This window comes from Primorskyibacter sedentarius, from assembly GCF_004342065.1.
GTDB lineage: Bacteria > Pseudomonadota > Alphaproteobacteria > Rhodobacterales > Rhodobacteraceae > Primorskyibacter > Primorskyibacter sedentarius.
Window position 1 is genome coordinate 149018 of the sequence record NZ_SLZU01000010.1, and the last position, 17202, is coordinate 166219.

General features: G+C 61.5%; 19 protein-coding genes and 1 tRNA gene. 13 read left to right on the plus strand and 7 right to left on the minus strand.

Going from position 1 to position 17202, the window contains the following annotated elements:
• Positions 1-39 precede the first annotated feature (39 nt).
• The gene (gene carB / locus EDD52_RS14480; protein WP_132246184.1) at positions 40-3372 is read right to left on the minus strand and encodes a carbamoyl-phosphate synthase large subunit; all 3333 of its coding nucleotides are present in this window, start codon (positions 3370-3372) and stop codon (positions 40-42) included.
• A gap of 511 nt (positions 3373-3883) precedes the next feature.
• On the opposite strand from carB, the gene aspS reads away from it, so the two are divergent.
• Entirely contained in the window at positions 3884-5743 is a 1860-nt protein-coding gene (aspS, locus tag EDD52_RS14485; RefSeq protein WP_132246186.1) for an aspartate--tRNA ligase, read from the plus strand.
• Between the two features lie 163 nt (positions 5744-5906).
• Here the strand turns inward: aspS and EDD52_RS14490 are convergent, their stop codons facing one another.
• The gene (locus EDD52_RS14490; RefSeq protein ID WP_132246188.1) at positions 5907-6383 is read right to left on the minus strand and encodes a hemerythrin domain-containing protein; all 477 of its coding nucleotides are present in this window, start codon (positions 6381-6383) and stop codon (positions 5907-5909) included.
• A 168-nt stretch (positions 6384-6551) separates the two neighbouring features.
• Here EDD52_RS14490 and EDD52_RS14495 point away from each other — a divergent pair, with 168 nt between their 5' ends.
• The 3 genes from EDD52_RS14495 (at position 6552) to EDD52_RS14505 (ending at position 10032) form a co-directional block, all read left to right on the plus strand.
• Positions 6552-7934, plus strand: coding sequence for a DUF1800 domain-containing protein (locus EDD52_RS14495; RefSeq protein ID WP_132246190.1), 1383 nt, complete (start codon positions 6552-6554; stop codon positions 7932-7934).
• Between the two features lie 10 nt (positions 7935-7944).
• On the plus strand, positions 7945-9180 hold the full coding sequence (locus EDD52_RS14500; RefSeq protein ID WP_132246192.1) for a DUF1501 domain-containing protein: 1236 nt from the start codon (positions 7945-7947) through the stop codon (positions 9178-9180).
• 87 nt (positions 9181-9267) lie between these two features.
• Positions 9268-10032, plus strand: a complete 765-nt coding sequence (locus EDD52_RS14505) for a GNAT family N-acetyltransferase (RefSeq protein ID WP_132246240.1) — start codon at positions 9268-9270, stop codon at positions 10030-10032.
• Here EDD52_RS14505 and EDD52_RS14510 read toward each other — a convergent pair whose 3' ends face one another.
• A complete protein-coding gene (locus tag EDD52_RS14510) occupies positions 10033-10749 on the minus strand; it encodes a response regulator (protein ID WP_132246194.1) in 717 nt (238 codons plus the stop codon).
• A 129-nt stretch (positions 10750-10878) separates the two neighbouring features.
• Between EDD52_RS14510 and mce the strand changes: the two genes are divergently transcribed.
• Both mce and EDD52_RS14520 read left to right on the plus strand, forming a co-directional pair.
• Positions 10879-11283, plus strand: coding sequence for a methylmalonyl-CoA epimerase (gene mce / locus EDD52_RS14515; RefSeq protein ID WP_132246196.1), 405 nt, complete (start codon positions 10879-10881; stop codon positions 11281-11283).
• A gap of 18 nt (positions 11284-11301) precedes the next feature.
• The gene (locus EDD52_RS14520) at positions 11302-11598 is read left to right on the plus strand and encodes a DUF1467 family protein (RefSeq protein ID WP_132246198.1); all 297 of its coding nucleotides are present in this window, start codon (positions 11302-11304) and stop codon (positions 11596-11598) included.
• On the opposite strand, the gene EDD52_RS14525 is transcribed toward EDD52_RS14520, so the two are convergent.
• The gene (locus tag EDD52_RS14525) at positions 11552-12250 is read right to left on the minus strand and encodes an EI24 domain-containing protein (protein WP_132246200.1); all 699 of its coding nucleotides are present in this window, start codon (positions 12248-12250) and stop codon (positions 11552-11554) included. The genes EDD52_RS14520 and EDD52_RS14525 overlap by 47 nt on opposite strands.
• The gene (locus EDD52_RS14530; protein WP_132246202.1) at positions 12247-12825 is read right to left on the minus strand and encodes a nitroreductase family protein; all 579 of its coding nucleotides are present in this window, start codon (positions 12823-12825) and stop codon (positions 12247-12249) included. The genes EDD52_RS14525 and EDD52_RS14530 overlap by 4 nt, the downstream gene beginning before the upstream one ends.
• A 140-nt stretch (positions 12826-12965) precedes the next feature.
• Between EDD52_RS14530 and EDD52_RS14535 the strand changes: the two genes are divergently transcribed.
• On the plus strand, positions 12966-13223 hold the full coding sequence (locus EDD52_RS14535; protein ID WP_132246204.1) for a DUF167 domain-containing protein: 258 nt from the start codon (positions 12966-12968) through the stop codon (positions 13221-13223).
• 37 nt (positions 13224-13260) lie between these two features.
• Here the strand turns inward: EDD52_RS14535 and EDD52_RS14540 are convergent, their stop codons facing one another.
• Positions 13261-13494 carry a hypothetical protein gene (locus EDD52_RS14540; protein WP_132246206.1) on the minus strand — a complete coding sequence of 78 codons (234 nt, stop codon included), beginning with the start codon at positions 13492-13494 and terminating at the stop codon, positions 13261-13263.
• A gap of 168 nt (positions 13495-13662) precedes the next feature.
• Between EDD52_RS14540 and EDD52_RS14545 the strand changes: the two genes are divergently transcribed.
• The 4 genes from EDD52_RS14545 to EDD52_RS14560 all read left to right on the plus strand — a co-directional run bounded on the left by EDD52_RS14545 (position 13663) and on the right by EDD52_RS14560 (position 15308).
• On the plus strand, positions 13663-14382 hold the full coding sequence (locus EDD52_RS14545) for a M48 family metalloprotease (RefSeq protein WP_132246208.1): 720 nt from the start codon (positions 13663-13665) through the stop codon (positions 14380-14382).
• Between the two features lie 158 nt (positions 14383-14540).
• Complete coding sequence (locus EDD52_RS14550) at positions 14541-14738, plus strand: DUF6455 family protein (protein WP_243651955.1); 198 nt, start codon at positions 14541-14543, stop codon at positions 14736-14738.
• Between the two features lie 23 nt (positions 14739-14761).
• Positions 14762-15040, plus strand: a complete 279-nt coding sequence (locus EDD52_RS14555) for a DUF6455 family protein (RefSeq protein WP_132246210.1) — start codon at positions 14762-14764, stop codon at positions 15038-15040.
• Positions 15041-15044: 4 nt separating this feature from the next.
• Complete coding sequence (locus EDD52_RS14560; protein ID WP_132246212.1) at positions 15045-15308, plus strand: DUF6455 family protein; 264 nt, start codon at positions 15045-15047, stop codon at positions 15306-15308.
• Between the two features lie 51 nt (positions 15309-15359).
• On the opposite strand, the gene EDD52_RS14565 is transcribed toward EDD52_RS14560, so the two are convergent.
• Positions 15360-16343: a complex I NDUFA9 subunit family protein gene (locus EDD52_RS14565; protein WP_132246214.1), complete on the minus strand. Its 984-nt coding sequence runs from the start codon at positions 16341-16343 to the stop codon at positions 15360-15362.
• A 149-nt stretch (positions 16344-16492) separates the two neighbouring features.
• Here EDD52_RS14565 and EDD52_RS14570 point away from each other — a divergent pair.
• Together EDD52_RS14570 and EDD52_RS14575 are read left to right on the plus strand one after the other, a co-directional pair.
• Positions 16493-16578: transfer RNA gene (locus tag EDD52_RS14570), tRNA-Leu, on the plus strand.
• Positions 16579-16621: 43 nt separating this feature from the next.
• Positions 16622-17146: a DUF6538 domain-containing protein gene (locus tag EDD52_RS14575; RefSeq protein WP_132246216.1), complete on the plus strand. Its 525-nt coding sequence runs from the start codon at positions 16622-16624 to the stop codon at positions 17144-17146.
• Positions 17147-17202: the final 56 nt, after the last annotated feature.

A 17202-nucleotide genomic window follows, 5' to 3' on the forward strand; every position in this document is an offset into this window, starting at 1 on the left:
GCCCTTCCGAGCGCCCTTTCAATCAATTCACCGCTGGCTTCAGCCCTGTAGCGGCTTGACCACAAGCTCGGCTTCGCCGCGCGCCTTCATTGCGAGCGCCGCGGCATGGGCACCGGCCGCCGTGGTGTAATACGGGATCTTGTCATACAGCGCGACCGAACGGATTTCGCGGCTGTCCTCAACCGCCATCGCACCTTCGGTCGTGTTCATCACCAGCGCGATCTGTTCGTCCTTCATCATGTCGACAACGTTCGGGCGCCCCTCGTAGACCTTGTTGACCACCTCGCATTTGATGCCGTGCTGCTCAAGGAACGCCGCCGTGCCACGCGTCGCGATGATCTTCATACCCAGATCGACAAGCACCTGCGCAGTTTCGACCAATGCGGGCGTCTTGTCGTCGTCCTTGATGGAGAAGAAGACATTGCCGCTGTCGGGCAGAATGTTGCCCGCGCCCATCTGCGCCTTAAGGAAGGCGCGCGGGAAGGACCGATCCCAGCCCATGACCTCCCCGGTAGAGCGCATTTCCGGGCCCAGAATGGTGTCCACGCCGGGGAACCGCGCGAAGGGCAGGACGGCCTCTTTCACGCTGAACCACGGCATGTTCGGATCGGCCAGCGTCATCGGATCGCCAAGCGGCAATACGTCGTCATAGCCTGCCTCGGCAGCATAGGGTGCGCGCAGCGGGAAGTTGCTCAACGGCTCTCCGGCCATCACCCGCGCGGCGATGGAAGCAATCGCACTGTCGGTTGCCTTGGCCACGAAAGGCACGGTCCGGCTGGCGCGCGGGTTCACCTCGATCAGGTAGATCTCGCCGTTCTTGACAGCAAACTGCACATTCATCAGCCCGACCACGTTCAGCGCCAGAGCCAGGGCCTCGGTCTGCACCTTCAACTCGGCGATGATCTCGTCCGAGAGCGAATAGGGCGGCAGGGAACAGGCGCTGTCGCCAGAATGCACGCCGGCCTCTTCGATATGCTGCATGATGCCCGCGACATGAACCTGTTTGCCGTCGGAAATCGCGTCGACGTCACACTCCACAGCGCCCGACAGGTAGCTGTCCAGCAAGACGGGGCTGTCGCCAGACACAACCACGGCCTCTTTGATGTAGCGTTCCAGCTGCGCCATGTCGCGCACGATCTCCATCGCGCGGCCGCCCAGAACATAGGATGGACGGATCACCAGCGGGAAGCCGATATCGTCGGCAATCGCCAGTGCCTGAGCGTCGGTGGACGCAATGCCGTTGCGCGGCTGCTTCAGACCCAGCTGGTTGACCAGCGCCTGAAAACGTTCGCGATCTTCGGCCAGATCAATCGCGTCGGGCGTGGTGCCCAGGATCGGGATGCCTTCGGCCTCCAGCGCATTGGCCAGCTTCAGCGGGGTCTGCCCACCGAATTGCACGATCACCCCGTGCAAGGTGCCGTTCTGCTGTTCGACGCGCATGATCTCCATCACGCTCTCAAACGTCAGCGGTTCGAAATACAGCCGGTCCGACGTGTCATAGTCGGTCGAAACCGTCTCGGGGTTGCAGTTGACCATGATGGTCTCGTAGCCCTGATCGGTCAGCGCGAAACAGGCATGACAACAGCAATAGTCGAACTCGATCCCCTGCCCGATCCGGTTGGGACCGCCGCCCAGAATGACCACTTTCTTGCGGTCGCTGGGCCGGGCCTCGCATTCCACCTCGCCCATCATTGGGGCCTCGTAGGTCGAATACATGTAAGGCGTCTGCGCCTCGAACTCTGCCGCGCAGGTATCGATACGTTTGAACACAGCTGTCACGCCCAGACTGTGGCGGCGCTTGCGCACGTCCTTTTCCGAGAACCCGGTCAGCTTGGCGAGGCGGGCATCGGTAAAGCCCATCATCTTGAGGTCGCGCAACCCGTCCGCGTCCGATGGCAGGCCAGCCGCGCGAACCGCCTCTTCGGCCTCCACAATCTCGCGGATACGGGCAAGGAACCACGGGTCGAACATGGTGACACCGTGGATGTCATCGTCGCTCAGGCCATGGCGCATGGCTTGAGCAATCGTGCGCATCCGGTCGGGTGTCTGTTTGCTGATCGCCTTGATGACAGCCGATTTCTCGGGTGCGCCGTCAATTTCCACCTCATCGAAACCGGTCAGTCCGGATTCCATCGAGGCGAGCGCCTTTTGCAACGATTCGTGGATCGTGCGGCCGATGGCCATCGCCTCGCCCACGGATTTCATCGCGGTGGTCAGATGCGGCTCGCTGCCCGGGAATTTCTCGAACGCGAATTTGGGGATCTTGGTGACGACATAGTCAATGGTCGGCTCAAAGCTGGCCGGCGTGACCTTGGTGATGTCATTGTCCAGCTCGTCCAGCGTAAAGCCCACGGCCAGTTTCGCGGCGATCTTGGCAATCGGGAAACCCGTCGCCTTCGATGCCAGAGCCGAGGATCGTGACACGCGCGGGTTCATCTCGATCACGACCATGCGGCCGTCATCCGGGTTGATGGCCCATTGTACGTTCGACCCGCCGGTTTCGACCCCGATCTCGCGCAGCACGGCGATAGAGCCGTTGCGCATGATCTGATATTCCTTGTCGGTCAGCGTCAACGCAGGTGCCACGGTGATGCTGTCACCGGTATGCACGCCCATCGGATCGACGTTTTCGATGGAACAGACGATGATCGCGTTGTCGGCGGTGTCGCGGACAACCTCCATCTCGAATTCTTTCCAGCCCAGCAGGGACTCGTCCACGAGGATCTGGTTCACGGGCGAGGCATCCATACCGGTGCGGCAGTAATGCTCGTAATCCTCGCGGTTATAGGCGACGCCGCCGCCGGTGCCGCCCAAGGTAAAGGCCGGGCGAATGATCGCGGGCAGGCCAATGTCTTCCAAAGCTTCGACCGCCAGCCGCACACCTTCGGCCAGATCGGCCTGACCCTTGGCGTTTTTCGGGGCGGTAATGATCGTGGCCTTGGGGTTTTCCAGCCCGATCCGATCCATTGCTTCGCGGAACAGTTTGCGGTCTTCGGCCATCTCGATGGCCTCGCGCTTGGCCCCGATCATCTCGACGCCGTATTTCTCCAGCACGCCCATTTCTTCAAGCTTCAGCGAGGTGTTCAGCCCGGTCTGCCCGCCCATGGTGGGCAGCAGCGCATCGGGGCGTTCCTTCTCGATGATCTTGGCGACAGTCTCGGGTGTGATCGGTTCGATATAGGTAGCATCGGCCAGCCCCGGATCAGTCATGATCGTCGCCGGGTTGGAGTTGACCAGAATGACCCGGTAGCCCTCTTCCCGCAGCGCTTTGCAGGCCTGCGCGCCGGAATAGTCGAACTCGCAGGCTTGCCCGATCACAATGGGCCCTGCGCCGATGATCATGATCGAGTTGATATCGGTTCTTTTCGGCATCTGGGTCCCCATGGCGCTGCTGAGCAAATTGCCACGGGCTTATAGGGATTGCCCCCACGGACGCAAGGCCCGGAACGCCACAATAGGGCGCCAGAAACGCGCCCATGCGCACTCTGTTGCGACTCTGCGCGGCCTTTTCTGTCGGAAGCACCGGTTTTTCCCGCGTGGGCCGTGGCGGAAGCGCGCCTTGCAACACATGGTGGTGTGGCAAAGCTATGCCCCGCGGGCAATCGGCGGACGTTCCGTTGCGGCACGGCACCCTTTGGCTCGCCCACATGTCTCTGCGCGGCGGTACCCAGGGTCTGACCGGTCCGGCGCTCGGCTTTCTTCTCGCCAGCAGACGCAGTTCCGCTGCCGCGTTGCAGTGACGGATCACATGAATTCCACCGCGCCGCAGCGTGAAAGGCGGGAACGCGGCCCGCAGGGGCACGTCCACGGGTCCTTTTGCTTGACTTCCCGCGCCATCACGGGTGTATCGGCCCGCAAACCATTCGTTCGAAGAGGCAAAGACATGCACGCATATCGCAGCCATACCTGCGCAGGGCTGAACAAGGACCAGGTGGGCCAGACGGTTCGGCTCGCGGGCTGGGTGCATCGCATCCGCGACCACGGCGGCGTGTTGTTCATCGACCTGCGCGATCATTACGGCATCACCCAGCTGATCTGCGACCCCGACAGCCCCGCCTTTGCGGATGTCGAGAAAGTCCGCAGCGAGTGGTGCATCCGCATCGATGGCGACGTGAAGGCCCGCGACGAGAGCCTGATCAACCCCAAGCTGCCAACCGGCGAGATCGAGGTCTTTGTCCGCGAGATCGAAGTGCTGGGTGCCGCCGAAGAGCTGCCGCTGATCGTCTTCGGAGATCAGGAATACCCCGAGGAAACGCGCCTGCGTTACCGCTACCTCGACCTTCGCCGCGAGGTGATGCAGCGCAATATGGCGCTGCGGTCCGATGTGGTGCGCAGCCTGCGCCAGAAGATGTGGGATCGGGATTTCCGCGAATACCAGACGCCGATCATCACGGCCTCCAGCCCTGAAGGCGCGCGCGATTTCCTCGTGCCGAGCCGTCTGCATCCGGGCAAGTTCTACGCCCTGCCCCAGGCACCGCAGCAGTTCAAACAGCTGATCATGGTGTCGGGCTTCGACAAGTATTTCCAGATCGCGCCGTGCTTTCGCGATGAAGACCCGCGCGCTGACCGGTCGCCAACCGACTTTTACCAGCTGGACATGGAAATGTCCTTTGTCAGCCAGCAGGACGTGTTCGATACGATCAGCCCGGTCATTGCCGGTGTGTTCGAAGAATTCGGCGGTGGTCGCACGGTCGACGCACCTTCGGAATGGCCGCAGATCAGCTATCGTGACGCCGCACTCTGGTACGGGTCGGACAAGCCGGACCTGCGCAACCCGATCAAGATGCAGGTCGTGTCCGAACATTTCGCGGGCTCCGGCTTTGCCATCTTCGCCAAGCTGCTGGAACAGGACGGCACCCAGATCCGCGCAATCCCCGCACCCACCGGCGGCAGCCGCAAGTTCTGCGACCGCATGAACGCGTTTGCCCAGAAAGAAGGCCTGCCGGGGATGGGCTACATCTTCTGGCGTGAAAAGACCGCAGATGCGGTGGCGCAGGAACTGGGCATCACCGTCAAGGAAGCGCAGGCCAAGCTGAAATCCGGCGAAATCGAGGGCGGCATGGAAGCGGCCGGTCCTCTGGCGAAAAACATCGGCCCCGAACGGACAGAGGCGATCCGACAGCAACTGGGTCTTGGCATTGGCGACGCGGCCTTCTTCCTGGGCGGCAAGCCCAAAGCGTTCGAATCCGTCGCGGGCCGTGCACGCAACGTTATCGGCGAGGAGCTCGGCCTGACCGACAAGAACCGGTTTGCCTTCGCTTGGATCGTGGATTTCCCGATCTACGAAAAGGATGAAGAGTCCGGCAAGATTGACTTCGAACACAACCCGTTCTCCATGCCGCAAGGCGGGATGTCTGCGCTTGAGGGCGACCCTCTGGACGTGCTGGGCTATCAGTATGATTTGGCATGCAACGGGTACGAACTGGTGTCGGGCGCGATCCGGAACCACCGCCCCGAGATCATGTTCAAAGCGTTCGAAATCGCAGGCTACGGCAAGGATGAGGTCGAGAAACGCTTTGGCGGCATGGTCAATGCATTCCGCTTCGGCGCACCGCCCCACGGCGGTTGTGCGGCCGGCATCGACCGGATCGTGATGCTGCTGGCGGATGAGGCCAACATTCGCGAAGTCATCATGTTCCCGATGAACCAGCGCGCTGAAGACCTGATGATGGGCGCCCCGTCGGAGCCAACGTCAGATCAGTTGATGGAATTGTCGCTGCGCGTGATCCCGCAGGAAAAGTAGGGCTTCCCTAACTGGTAACGATGAAAGCGACGGCGTCCCGACAAAGGGAGCCGTTTCGTTCTTCTACGGAACGCGCCCCGGGCTTGACCCGGGGCCTTTCGGCCAACCCGGCAGAGGCCCCGGGTCAAGCCCGGGGCACGCCAGCCCCCATACCTGACCGGGTTCAATCCTCTAACGCGTCCTCGCGCTTTTCTGGGATCAGCTCTACCTCTTGTGACTTCCGCTTCAGGAAACGCTCGCCATAGGCATCGTTCTCTTCCTCGCCGATGACCTCCCTGGCTCGTTTGAAAACGTCCCCTTCCTCTTCTTCCATGTGATGCTCGTAGTCGTGCTTGAGTGTCTTGAACCGGGTCAGCCAGCCGGGAGATGACGGATCCATCTCGCGCAGCTCTTCCAGAATTTCATCCATCTGAGCATGCTCGTGCACCGAGTGGCGTGCCGCATCCTGCCCCCATGTCTGCTGCATCAGCTTGGAATAAAAGGTCTCTTCCTCCGCCGCAGAGTGCGATTTCACCTCGCGATAGAACTCGTCCCAAGCCGCGCGGCGCTGTTCGCTGTCGCCTGATGTGTCGGCGATCCGGTCAAGCAATTCGCGGTGGCGGTCGTGATCGTGGCGGATCGCCTCATAGATCGATGGCATCTGGTATCTCCTCCAATGAACGAATTGCGATGCAAACGCCTGTTTCGCCGAACTTGTTCCCGCTGTTCGGCGGCGCGTTGCCGATGCTGCCAAAAGGACAGATGTAATGGTGCCCGGCCGATGCTATATTCCCGGTGAAAACCGCAACCATGGGACACCGTTTCAATCTTGCCCTTTGATCCAGTTCTGGCAGAGATCCGCTTTGGCTGCGGCCTGTCGCCGACCCTTGCCCCTGCACCGTCGACCGAAGCGATGCTGACTGCACTTCGCGCCCCTGACGCGATGGCAAAGCGCTTTCCGATCGAGGCTTTTGACACGTTTCGGGCCCGGATGATCGAGCGGGCCCGCCTTGGTGACATCCGCCGCGAAAACCGCGGCTCGCCGGAATCGCGCGCTGCGGTCAAGGCCATCCGGAAGCTCAACCAGGTGGCACGCGTGGATGCGTCGCAGTGGCTGGGCCAGACCCTGATGCGGCGCACATGGACGACGAACGGGCTGCGTGAACGGCTTGCGCAGTTCTGGGGCGACCACTTCACCGCGCGCGGTAAAACCGGCGTCATCCGGCGCGCCACCTCCCCCTATATCGAGGAAGCCATCCGCCCCCATCTGACAGGCCGGTTCGAGGATCTGCTGATCGCGGCGGTGACGCATCCCTTGATGCTGCATTACCTCGACCAGATGAACTCTGTCGGGCCGAACAGCACCGTTGCGGGCCGGCGTAAGAAGAACGCCGGGCTGAACGAAAACCTCGCCCGCGAGGTGCTGGAGCTGCACACTCTTGGCGTGGACGGCCCCTATAGCCAGAATGACGTGCGCCAGTTGGCAGAACTTTTCACCGGGCTGACTTTCCAGGTCCAGAACGGCTTCAAATTCAACAAGCATTTTGCAGAGCCCGGACCGGAAACGGTTCTGGGCACGGAATATGGCCAGGATCCGGCGCGCCTGCGCGACATCCACAGGGCGTTGCGGGATATCGCCCGCCACCCCGCCACGGCGCGGCATATCGCGGGCAAACTGGCGGTTCATTTCGTGTCCGACACCCCACCCGAAGCACTGGTCGAGGCGCTGACACAGCGCTACCGGGAGACCGACGGCGACCTCATGCAGGTGTATGACGCGCTTCTCAACCATCCCGACGCCTGGGGACCGCTGGTCAACATCAAGCAGCCCATCGACTTCCTGGGATCGTCCTGCCGCGCCTTGTGCGTGGAGCCGGAGCTGATGGCAACGCTCGATGAGCGCGCCTTGCAGTTGAACATCATCCAGCCGATGGGGCTGATGGGCCAGATATGGGAGCGTCCGGAAGGCCCCGATGGTTGGCCCGAAGAGGACACGCAATGGATCACACCGCAGGGCGTGGCCGCGCGGCTGCAATGGGCCGTCGCCATTCCGCAGGTGCTGCGGCCTGATCTGCCCGACCCGCGAGAATTCGTTCAGATCGCCTTGGGGCCTCTTGAGAGCCCTGCCACCTCCTTTGCCGCGAAAGCGGCTGAAAGCCGGGCTGACGGGATCGGACTGATCCTCGCCTCCCCCGCTTTCCAACGCCATTAGAGGCACCCAGATGACGCAAAGCCCGCTTTCCCGCCGCGCCTTCCTGTCACGCTCCGCAGCACTTGGATGTTCGGCCGCGGCAAGCCCGCTTCTGACACCGATGTCCTTTGCTTCGGCCCCCGGCGACAACCGCCTTGTGGTCATCATCCTGCGGGGCGGCATGGACGGCATTGGCGTTGTGCGCCCCTATGGCGACCCCGCCTACCGGGCCCTTCGCGGCAATCACCCCATGGTGTCGGAAACCGGACCGGTGGATCTGGACGGCTACTTTGCCATTCACCCGGCACTCCGCCCGCTGATGCCGCTTTGGGACGCCGGGCAGCTGGGCTTCGTTCATGCTGTTTCAACCCCCTATCGCGACAAACGCAGCCATTTCGACGGGCAGGATCTGCTGGAGGCCGGAACGCCCGATCTGGGCCACGCAAAGGCCCGCGACGGCTGGCTCAACCGGTTGATGACAACGATGCCGGGGATCACCGTGCGGACGGCCTTTGCCATCGGTCGCGACAATATGGCGATCCTGTCGGGCTCGGCGCCGGTTTCCAACTGGTCGCCCGACAGCGACCTTCTCCTTACCCCACAGGCCATGCTGCTGGCGGAAATGGTGATGGCAGAAGATCCGCGTTTTGCCGCCGCACTGACAGAGGCATTTGGCCTTGCCGGGTCAGATGGTGATCCGGTGTCGAGCATGGCGAATGAAGGCGACATGCTGGCAGACATGCAGCAGGATATGCTGGCTGCCGCGCGGGGCGGCACGGAAAAGAAGATCGCGGAATTTGCGGCACAGCAACTGCGGGGCGAGACACGGATCGCGTCGTTTTCGCTGAATGGCTGGGATACCCACAACTCCCAGGCCCGTGGGTTGCACACCGCCTTGACCCGGCTTTCAGAAGTAATCCTGGAGCTCCGCTCCGGTCTGGGGCCTGTCTGGGAGAAAACCGCAATTGTTGCGATGACCGAATTCGGGCGCACCGTGAAAATCAACGGATCTCAAGGCACTGATCATGGCACGGCGGGCGCCATGGTTCTGGCCGGTGGCGCCATCCGTGGCGGTCGCGTTGTGGCCGATTGGCCGGGGTTGGACGAAAGCGCGCTCTACCAACGCCGCGACCTGATGCCGACGCGCGATGTCCGCGCACATGCGGCCTGGTTGATGCGCGAGCTTCTGGGTTCCTCTGTCAGCGACCTTGAGGCCACCGTTTTTCCCGGGCTGGAGATGGGCAGCAATCCCGGACTGATCCTCTGATAGCTGCCTGACGGGGCTTGTCGTTCGGTACGATCGCGGCAATTGGCGGCGATTATGGCTGGCAAAACCACGGGCGCTGCGCCAGAAATGCCGTATGGCGTTGATCTTTCCCAAATCCCGCAAGGAGGCCGCGTGAACCTGTCCAACCGTTTCGGAGAGAGCCTGCGCGGATGGTCGCCCCCTGACAGGCCGGGACGCAGCCAGATGCAGGGCCGGTTTTGCCTGCTTGAACCGCTTGGTGCCGACCGGCACGCCGCGCTGCTATTCGATGCCTATGCGGGCCACGATGCGGTCTGGGATTACCTGCCTTACGGCCCTTTCCCCTCCGCCGCGCCCTATGAACGCTGGGTTCGCGCGGTGCAGGATCAGGAAGATCCGATGTTCTTCGCCATTTACGACAAGGATGCGACGTCCTGGGGCGGCGTGGCCAGCTATCTGCGCATCGCGCCTGAAGCCGGCTCAATAGAGGTCGGCCACATCAATCTTGCCCCCAGGCTGCAAGCCACGCGTGCGGCGACAGAAGCGATGTATCTGATGATGCGATGGGCTTTTGACGCCGGGTATCGTCGGTACGAATGGAAATGCGACGCGCTGAACATCCCCTCAAGGCGCGCGGCGCAGCGGCTGGGTTTCAGTTACGAGGGCATCTTCAGACAGGCCACCGTGGTCAAGGGGCGCAATCGTGACACCGCCTGGTTCGCTGTGATCGACAAGGAATGGCCGGGACTACAGTCCGCGTTCGAGACCTGGCTGGATCCGCGCAATTTTGATGCAGGTGGCAGGCAGAAGCAGTCGCTCAGCGATCTGACGGCGCCTGTGCGGGTTTCTGCCGACCCGGCACTGGGCGGCTGATCAGATCGCAACCTTCTCTGCAAGTCGGTCCTGAACCATTCCGGCAAGCGACGCCGCGAGGGAATGGACAGGCAAGCCCTTGTCGCGCGATTCGGACAACGCAATCGCCGCCTCCATGAGGGTCGAATCCCCCGCACTGCGCGCGACGCCAGAAAGAAACTGAACGACATAGGCGACTGTCCGGTCATCCAGCGCGTCTGTCAGCACATCCGCCGCATGGGCCATGTCGTCACGATAGGCGACCGGATCGGGAACAATGACCTCTTGCGAAACGCTCCGGGGGCCCAAGGGTCTGCGATCATGAGGCAAGCGCGACAGAATCGCTGTTTGAAACACTTCGAGATTGCTGAGCGGTTTGGCAAGAAAACCGTCGGCGCCGGCAGAGAACGCCTCGGTTTCAGTGAAGTCGTCGCCACTTGTCGCCAGGATGACTTCGACACGCGGAACCCCGCCCGACATCTCCGCGATCAAGTCGGCACCGGACCCATCCGGCAGCCCCATATCCACAACGGCCACGGTAGGGCGATAGACCTGCAGATGACGGCGCGCGGATTTCAGGCAATCGGCACGGCGCAAACGCGCCCCGCTGCGCAGGCACATCAGACGCAAGGCTTCACAAGCATAGCGACTGTCTTCGACCACAAGCACCGTCAGGCCAAGCAATGGCCGGTTGGCAGTGGGCAGGCGGGTCAGGCCGATATGGTCCAGATCATCCATGGCAACCTCCTTTACGGACCGGGCCACCTTGACTCGAACAGCCCTAACGAGCGGTTAATGGACGCAGACCGCTTGCGCGATACCGTTGCAGCCATGCATAAGCTGCCAAACATCCAAGGAGTTTACACCATGATCGGTCGTCTCAATCACGTTGCCATTGCCGTTCCGGATCTGGAGGCCGCCAGCGAGCAATATCGCTCTGCCCTTGGCGCCAAGGTGGGTGAACCGCAGGATGAACCGGACCATGGCGTCACGGTCGTCTTCATCGAATTGCCCAATACCAAGATCGAACTGCTCTACCCCCTGGGTGACGACAGCCCGATCAACGGCTTTCTGGAAAAGAACCCTTCGGGCGGCATTCATCACGTCTGCTACGAGGTCGATGACATCCTTGCCGCGCGCGATCATCTGAAAGCAACCGGCGCTCGTGTTCTGGGGTCCGGGGACCCCAAGATCGGTGCTCATGGAAAACCGGTTCTTTTCTTGCATCCCAAGGATTTCAACGGCTGCCTCGTCGAACTGGAACAGGTCTGAGCCGCAGGAGCGTTTCGCATGTCCATCACCTCTGCCATCGTTCTTTTTGCCGTTCTGTGGTTCTTGTGCTTCCTGATCATCATCCCGCTGCGCCTTCAGACTCAGGGGGATGTGAACAAGATCGTGCCCGGCACCCATGCAGGCGCGCCAGAGCATCACGGGCTGAAGAAGAAGGCCTGGATCACCACAGGGATCGCCGCGGTCTTGTGGTGCATTATCGCGGGGATCATCTTTTCCGGTCTGATCACCGTGCGCGATATCGACATGTTCAACCGGATGGGACCCGCGCCTGTAACCGATGGAACAGGTGGGTAAAGGTCGCCGCGCCAAGGATCGGGATCACAAGGTTCACCAGCGGCACCGATAGCGGCATTGCCATCAGGATGCCTGCCAGCCAGATCGTTCCCATATTGCGGCTGCGCAGGCGCTTTGCCTCGGCCCGGCCAACGCGGCGGATGGCGGCGAGCGTGTAATATTCACGCCCCAGAAGAAATCCGTTCACGCCCCAGAAGATGAACAACCACGCGGGCAGGAATATCAGCCCCAGTATCAGCGCCACGATATTGGCAAGGATCAGCACGCCAAGAAAGTTGACAGTGTCGCGCACCGCATCACCGAAGGGGACAGGAGTTGCGGGTGGAAGCTGCGGGTAATGCTTGTCCTCCACCGCCTGGGCCACGTCATCCAGAAACATCGATGTGATGGCAGAGGCGACCGGGACCATCAGGAAGACGGACAAAAGCAGCATCAGCCCGATTGCGGCCCAGCTGGCAAAGTCGTCAAGCGCGGTGATCTCTCGCCCGAACAGCGTGACCCCTTCGGGAATGATGCCGTCGAGTAGCCACAGAAACCCCGCCGTCGCACCGACAAGCAGCGCAATCGTCAAGCCGACACCAAGGATCAGAACTTTGCGAAAACGGGCATCACCAAGTTGCCCGATCGCTGCCAGAAAAGATGATAGGATCATTCCGAAACCCAATCCGTCACGGCGTCGATTTCAGGACGCGGACGTTCCGGCGGGGTTGTGGTCTCGGTGCCGATATGGATGAAGCCCGCGACCCGCTCATGCGAGGTGAGGCCCAAAGCCTTCTCCATGAACCCGCGATCATGGGCGACCCAGCCGCTCAGCCAGTTCGCGCCCCAACCGCTTGCCAATGCGGCGTTCAGCAGGGCAAGACAGACGGCCCCAGCGGAATAGGTCTGTTCCAGCATCGGCACCTTTTCGACGCCGCGCTCCACCTGCACCACCGCGACGCATAGCGGGCTGTCGGCAAATTGCGCCCGCCCCTTGCCGATCTGCGTCTCGTCAAGGCCAAGCGCCTGTCCCCTTTGCTCTGCGACGCCCGCAAGCCGCTGCAAGGCCGCCCCCTGAAGCACGATGAAACGCCACGGTTCCAGCTTTCCGTGATCGGGCGTGCGTGCCGCCGCGGTGAGGATGGGTTCCAGGGCGTCTCGATCAGGGCCTGGGCCTGTCAGCGTCTTGGCCGGGCGCGACCGCCTGTTCAGCAGGAACTCCATCGCGGAAGGGTTGGGTGCGGGCATCGGCTGTCTCCTGTTCTTGCAGCCCCTATGTCTGACGCCCGGACAGGGGTTTCAAGGGCAGATACAGCCTGCCCGGAGCCTTCGCGGCGAAAAGGTGGGGTCTGCTTGGCAGGGAAGTGGCCTCATGCTAGGCGGACAGAATGGCCCTGATCGACCTTACCCACCTTGCAACACCGGGCGCACGAATCGCGGTTCGGGTGACGCCAAAGGCATCGCGTGACCGGATCATCGAAGAGAACGGCAACCTGCGCGTCTACGTGACAACGGCGCCGGAGAACGGCAAAGCGAATGCCGCCGTGCAGCGCCTTCTTGCCAAGGCAATGGGGATCGCCAAGTCCCGCCTTAAATTGCTGCGGGGCGACACGTCGCGCGACAAACTGTTCGAAGTGGACCCCTAGCGCAGGACCAAGTGGTCAGAGCGGCAGCAGACGGATGTCAGGGCTTGGTGCGCGAATAAACCCCTTCGGGAAGCGATATCGCCGCTGCAAGGTCCCGCATCTGAGAGATCGACAAGGTGATCTTGTTGACCCTGTCGGTGCGCGGGTCATATTGCTCGACCGTTATGCATTCCTCGAAATTGTTGACGATAACGTCCTCCTGCAAGGGCGCTTCGCCTTCATCTACCAAGGTGACGACCGTCGCGTCGAATTCGTGCTCGATACTGAACATGAATACAGCCTATCGCCGCGAGGGCAGCCCATGCAAGAGATGGTTGGCGAAAAAAACACCCATACAAGAACTGTTTACCGCCTTGCGCGGCCGGCCCTTGTATTGCGCGTTCTGGCGGGCCAAACTGTGCGTTCATGTTTCAGGCCCCTAGCCATTTCAGGACGTCGCATGCGTTGGTTACTGCCCATCCTCTTCCTTGCCCTCGCCGGTTGCGAGGTCGTGCCGACCTCGACGCCCGCGCCACAGCATCCCTCGGGCCAGACAGCGCAAACAAGCGATTCCGATCGCCGCCAACGTGCAGAAATCGCTGCGAAACAATTCGTAAATGTCGTCGAGACGGTCGAACCTGTTGCCGAAGCGGAATGCCGTCGCCGCACCAGCGGTGCGAATTGCGATTTCCTGATCGTCGTGGATAACCGCCCGAACCAGCCGCCGAACGCTTTTCAGACGGTGGATAAATTCGGCCGACCTGTCGTGGCCTTCAATCTCGCGCTGATTGCCAGCGTGCAGAATGCCGACGAACTGGCCTTTGTCATGGGTCACGAGACCGCGCATCATATCCTTGGCCATCTGGAACGCACGCGCAGTAACGCAATCGCCGGGGCTGTGATCCTGTCAGGCCTCGCCAGCCTGTCGGGCGCCAATGCCGAGGGCATCCGCAACGCAGAAGAGCTGGGTGCCGCGGTGGGCGCGCGCAGCTATTCCAAGGATTTCGAGCTTGAAGCGGACGCGCTTGGCACTGTCATCACTGAACGTGCCGGGTTCAATGCGGTTCGGGGTGCCGCCTTCTTCACCCGCATCCCCGACCCCGGAAACCGCTTTCTTGGCAGCCACCCGCCAAATTCCGCGCGGATCGAGATTGTTCGGCGCACCGCAGCACGGCTGTGACCAGGCCGGATTGACCTGCATCAAAGCGCGCCCCCTGCGAGCTGTTAGCTTTTAGCCATCGTTTGCATCGAAACGGGGGCCAAAATGCTGAACCGAACCACGCTGAAGCGCCATGCAAGACTGGTAGACGAGGTGGCAGGCAAGCTGGGGCTTGATCTTTGGGGCTTGATCTTGAGGACTCCGCCCTGTCCGGCAATCTCAGCATCGGTGCGATCGAGGATGCAGTCCTGCGTTGCGCCAACTGCTCTGACCCCGGTGGCTGTGAACGCTGGCTTGCGTCGACAACAGGGATGGCTGACGAAGCGCCCGATTTCTGCCGCAACACCGAGCTTTTTCACGAGTTGAAAACCATTTGACCCCGTTTCCGGGAGGATTCCAGATGCACCGACTTGGCGACCGAAACGCGCATTACTGGCTCGCACTGCGCATGGCCAAAGCCACGGGCGCCGACTTGACGGGCGCTGTGGAGGCGCACGCGCTGGAGCAGGCGGATTGGGCGACGATGGTCGAACGTTGCCGCGCCTGCACCTGGGCCGAAGGCTGCCAGCGATGGCTGTCAGACCCCGAGAACGCCCAAGCATCCGTGCCGGTCGACTGTGCGAATCAAGACAGGTTCAGCGCGCTGTCTGCCTTGCGCAAAGCAACCCCCGAGGCCTGAGTAGATGACCGCTGTCTTTTCCCGCCACTTCTGGATTACCCGCGGCGTTGCGCGCAGCATGGGGCTGGATCTGGGCAAGGCCGTGGATACCGGGGCGCTGAGTGTCGACCGGTACGAAGAAATGGTCACACGCTGCGCCAACTGCGCCTTGGTCGAAAATTGCATCGAATGGCTGGCCCGCCCGCAAAACCACGCCAGCACCCCGCCACCGGGATGCGCCATTTCTGAAAGTCTTGTCAGGCTGTCACGGCTTCAGCGTCGGCGGTAAAAAGGCAAGGGCACGGCCACCAAATAGGCACAGACCGCCCTTCCCTCGTGCTTAAGCCCGGATGTTGCGCGCCGAATCCTTGATGGCGTCGAACTGGCCCGACGGACGGAAGCGCCACAGGTAATCAGGCAGCACCGCCTCCATGGACACAGGCTCGATCCCAAGCTCTGCAAAACCCTTGGCATCGTCGGCGACAACATTGTCATAGGCAAGATTGCGCACCTGATCACGCGTCGCCACCGGGTTTTTGATCAGGCCAAGCGTGATCTTTTCAAGCATGTCGAACATCCATGCAATGATCCGGGCAAGGAAGAACGGAATGTTCAGGATCAATCGCCGTCTGTGAATCACTTGAAGCATCTGCTGCATCAGTTCGCGGAAAGAGCAGACATCGGGACCACCAAGTTCGTAAATGCCAGGCGCGGCCTTGCCTGTGACACCCATTACCGCCGCCCGTGCGATGTCATCGACATAGACCGGCTGGAATTTCGTGTCTGCGCCAATCACCGGCAGAATCGGACCAAACCGCGACATGCCGGCGAACCGGTTGAAAAACGCGTCCTCGCGGCCGAAGACAATCGACGGGCGCAGAATGACGGCCTCCGGGAAGTGCGCCAGAACCGCGGCCTCGCCATCCGCCTTGCTGCGCGCGTATTGGCTGTCAGATTCCGCATCGGCCCCGATCGCAGAAATCTGGACCAAAGCACCCACGCCGTTTTCCGCAGCCAGACGTGCAACCCGTGCCGCCCCCTCATGCTGGACCGCCTGAAAGCTGTTCTTGCCGTCTTCTGCAAGAATACCAACGCAGTTGACGACCGCATCGGCTCCCTGCATCACGGCGGCAACGCTGGCATCGTCACGAATGTTGCAAAGCACCGGCTCTACCTGCCCGACAACACCATAGGGTTTGACGAAGATGGCATCATTGGGGCGCCGTACCGCGACCCGAACCCGCCAACCTTCCTTGGCCAGCCGCAAGGCAATGTATCGGCCGACGAAGCCGGATCCGCCGTAGATGGTCACGAGCTTGGTCATATCGCTGGGCTCCCTGCGCTGCAATTCGCTTGTCTGAATAACGCCGAGTGTGCCCGCAGACAAGGTGCCACGGTGCCGCGCGAAAATATCTTGAAAAACCTCGTTGACACCGACCTCCCGCAGGCTTAAACGCCTGCTCCACGACACCTGCCCAGGTGGCGGAATGGTAGACGCGCTGGCTTCAGGTGCCAGTGGCCGCAAGGCCGTGGAGGTTCGAGTCCTCTCCTGGGCACCATAGCATCCGCTAAGCATATGAAACGCCTCAGCTTTATCTCTGGATGGAGCAAGCGGAGAACAAAACTGCACCCCACTCATTTGTGAAGAACGGCGTCTATTACTTCATCAGGCGAGTCCCGAAGGATTTGCAGCATCACTACACGTCGCAAAAGATCTCTTACTCACTGCGCACCAGGTCAGCTGCAGTTGCCTCATCTCGTGCCATTCGGGCCGCACAAAAACTTGATGAGTATTGGTATCACCTGAGGGTCAAAGACAGCGACCTTCCGGGAAAGCACATGCTACGGCTGGCGCAGAACACCAACAGCGCCCCCGGTGCCAATGTCTTGGCGATTCCCAGCACGGAGACGCTCAAGCTGTCGGAAGCTGTCGCGGTCTATCTCCGGCTCAAAGGCCAAGGGCGCCCGGCGACCTTCCACAGGGCAGCCGAGCGTAGCTGTGGCTACGTGATCGACGTATGCGGCGACAGGGATATCACCGCTTACACAAAAGCAGATGCCAACGCCTTCCGCGATGACCTTATCAAGGTAACCGCCCGATTTGGACCACCTGCCGCATTCGCTTAGTAGATCTTATACGACGTCGTTACTGACGTGGATAACGACGTCGTATGCGGCGAGGG

Coding starts and splice junctions, on each gene's coding strand:
- carB (WP_132246184.1), bottom strand. CDS start 3,372: ATGCCGAAAAGAACCGATATCAACTCGATCATGATCATCGGCGCAGGG.
- aspS (WP_132246186.1), top strand. CDS start 3,884: ATGCACGCATATCGCAGCCATACCTGCGCAGGGCTGAACAAGGACCAG.
- EDD52_RS14490 (WP_132246188.1), bottom strand. CDS start 6,383: ATGCCATCGATCTATGAGGCGATCCGCCACGATCACGACCGCCACCGC.
- EDD52_RS14500 (WP_132246192.1), top strand. CDS start 7,945: ATGACGCAAAGCCCGCTTTCCCGCCGCGCCTTCCTGTCACGCTCCGCA.
- EDD52_RS14505 (WP_132246240.1), top strand. CDS start 9,268: ATGCCGTATGGCGTTGATCTTTCCCAAATCCCGCAAGGAGGCCGCGTG.
- EDD52_RS14510 (WP_132246194.1), bottom strand. CDS start 10,749: ATGGATGATCTGGACCATATCGGCCTGACCCGCCTGCCCACTGCCAAC.
- mce (WP_132246196.1), top strand. CDS start 10,879: ATGATCGGTCGTCTCAATCACGTTGCCATTGCCGTTCCGGATCTGGAG.
- EDD52_RS14520 (WP_132246198.1), top strand. CDS start 11,302: ATGTCCATCACCTCTGCCATCGTTCTTTTTGCCGTTCTGTGGTTCTTG.
- EDD52_RS14525 (WP_132246200.1), bottom strand. CDS start 12,250: ATGATCCTATCATCTTTTCTGGCAGCGATCGGGCAACTTGGTGATGCC.
- EDD52_RS14530 (WP_132246202.1), bottom strand. CDS start 12,825: ATGCCCGCACCCAACCCTTCCGCGATGGAGTTCCTGCTGAACAGGCGG.
- EDD52_RS14535 (WP_132246204.1), top strand. CDS start 12,966: ATGGCCCTGATCGACCTTACCCACCTTGCAACACCGGGCGCACGAATC.
- EDD52_RS14540 (WP_132246206.1), bottom strand. CDS start 13,494: ATGTTCAGTATCGAGCACGAATTCGACGCGACGGTCGTCACCTTGGTA.
- EDD52_RS14545 (WP_132246208.1), top strand. CDS start 13,663: ATGCGTTGGTTACTGCCCATCCTCTTCCTTGCCCTCGCCGGTTGCGAG.
- EDD52_RS14555 (WP_132246210.1), top strand. CDS start 14,762: ATGCACCGACTTGGCGACCGAAACGCGCATTACTGGCTCGCACTGCGC.
- EDD52_RS14560 (WP_132246212.1), top strand. CDS start 15,045: ATGACCGCTGTCTTTTCCCGCCACTTCTGGATTACCCGCGGCGTTGCG.
- EDD52_RS14565 (WP_132246214.1), bottom strand. CDS start 16,343: ATGACCAAGCTCGTGACCATCTACGGCGGATCCGGCTTCGTCGGCCGA.
- EDD52_RS14575 (WP_132246216.1), top strand. CDS start 16,622: ATGGAGCAAGCGGAGAACAAAACTGCACCCCACTCATTTGTGAAGAAC.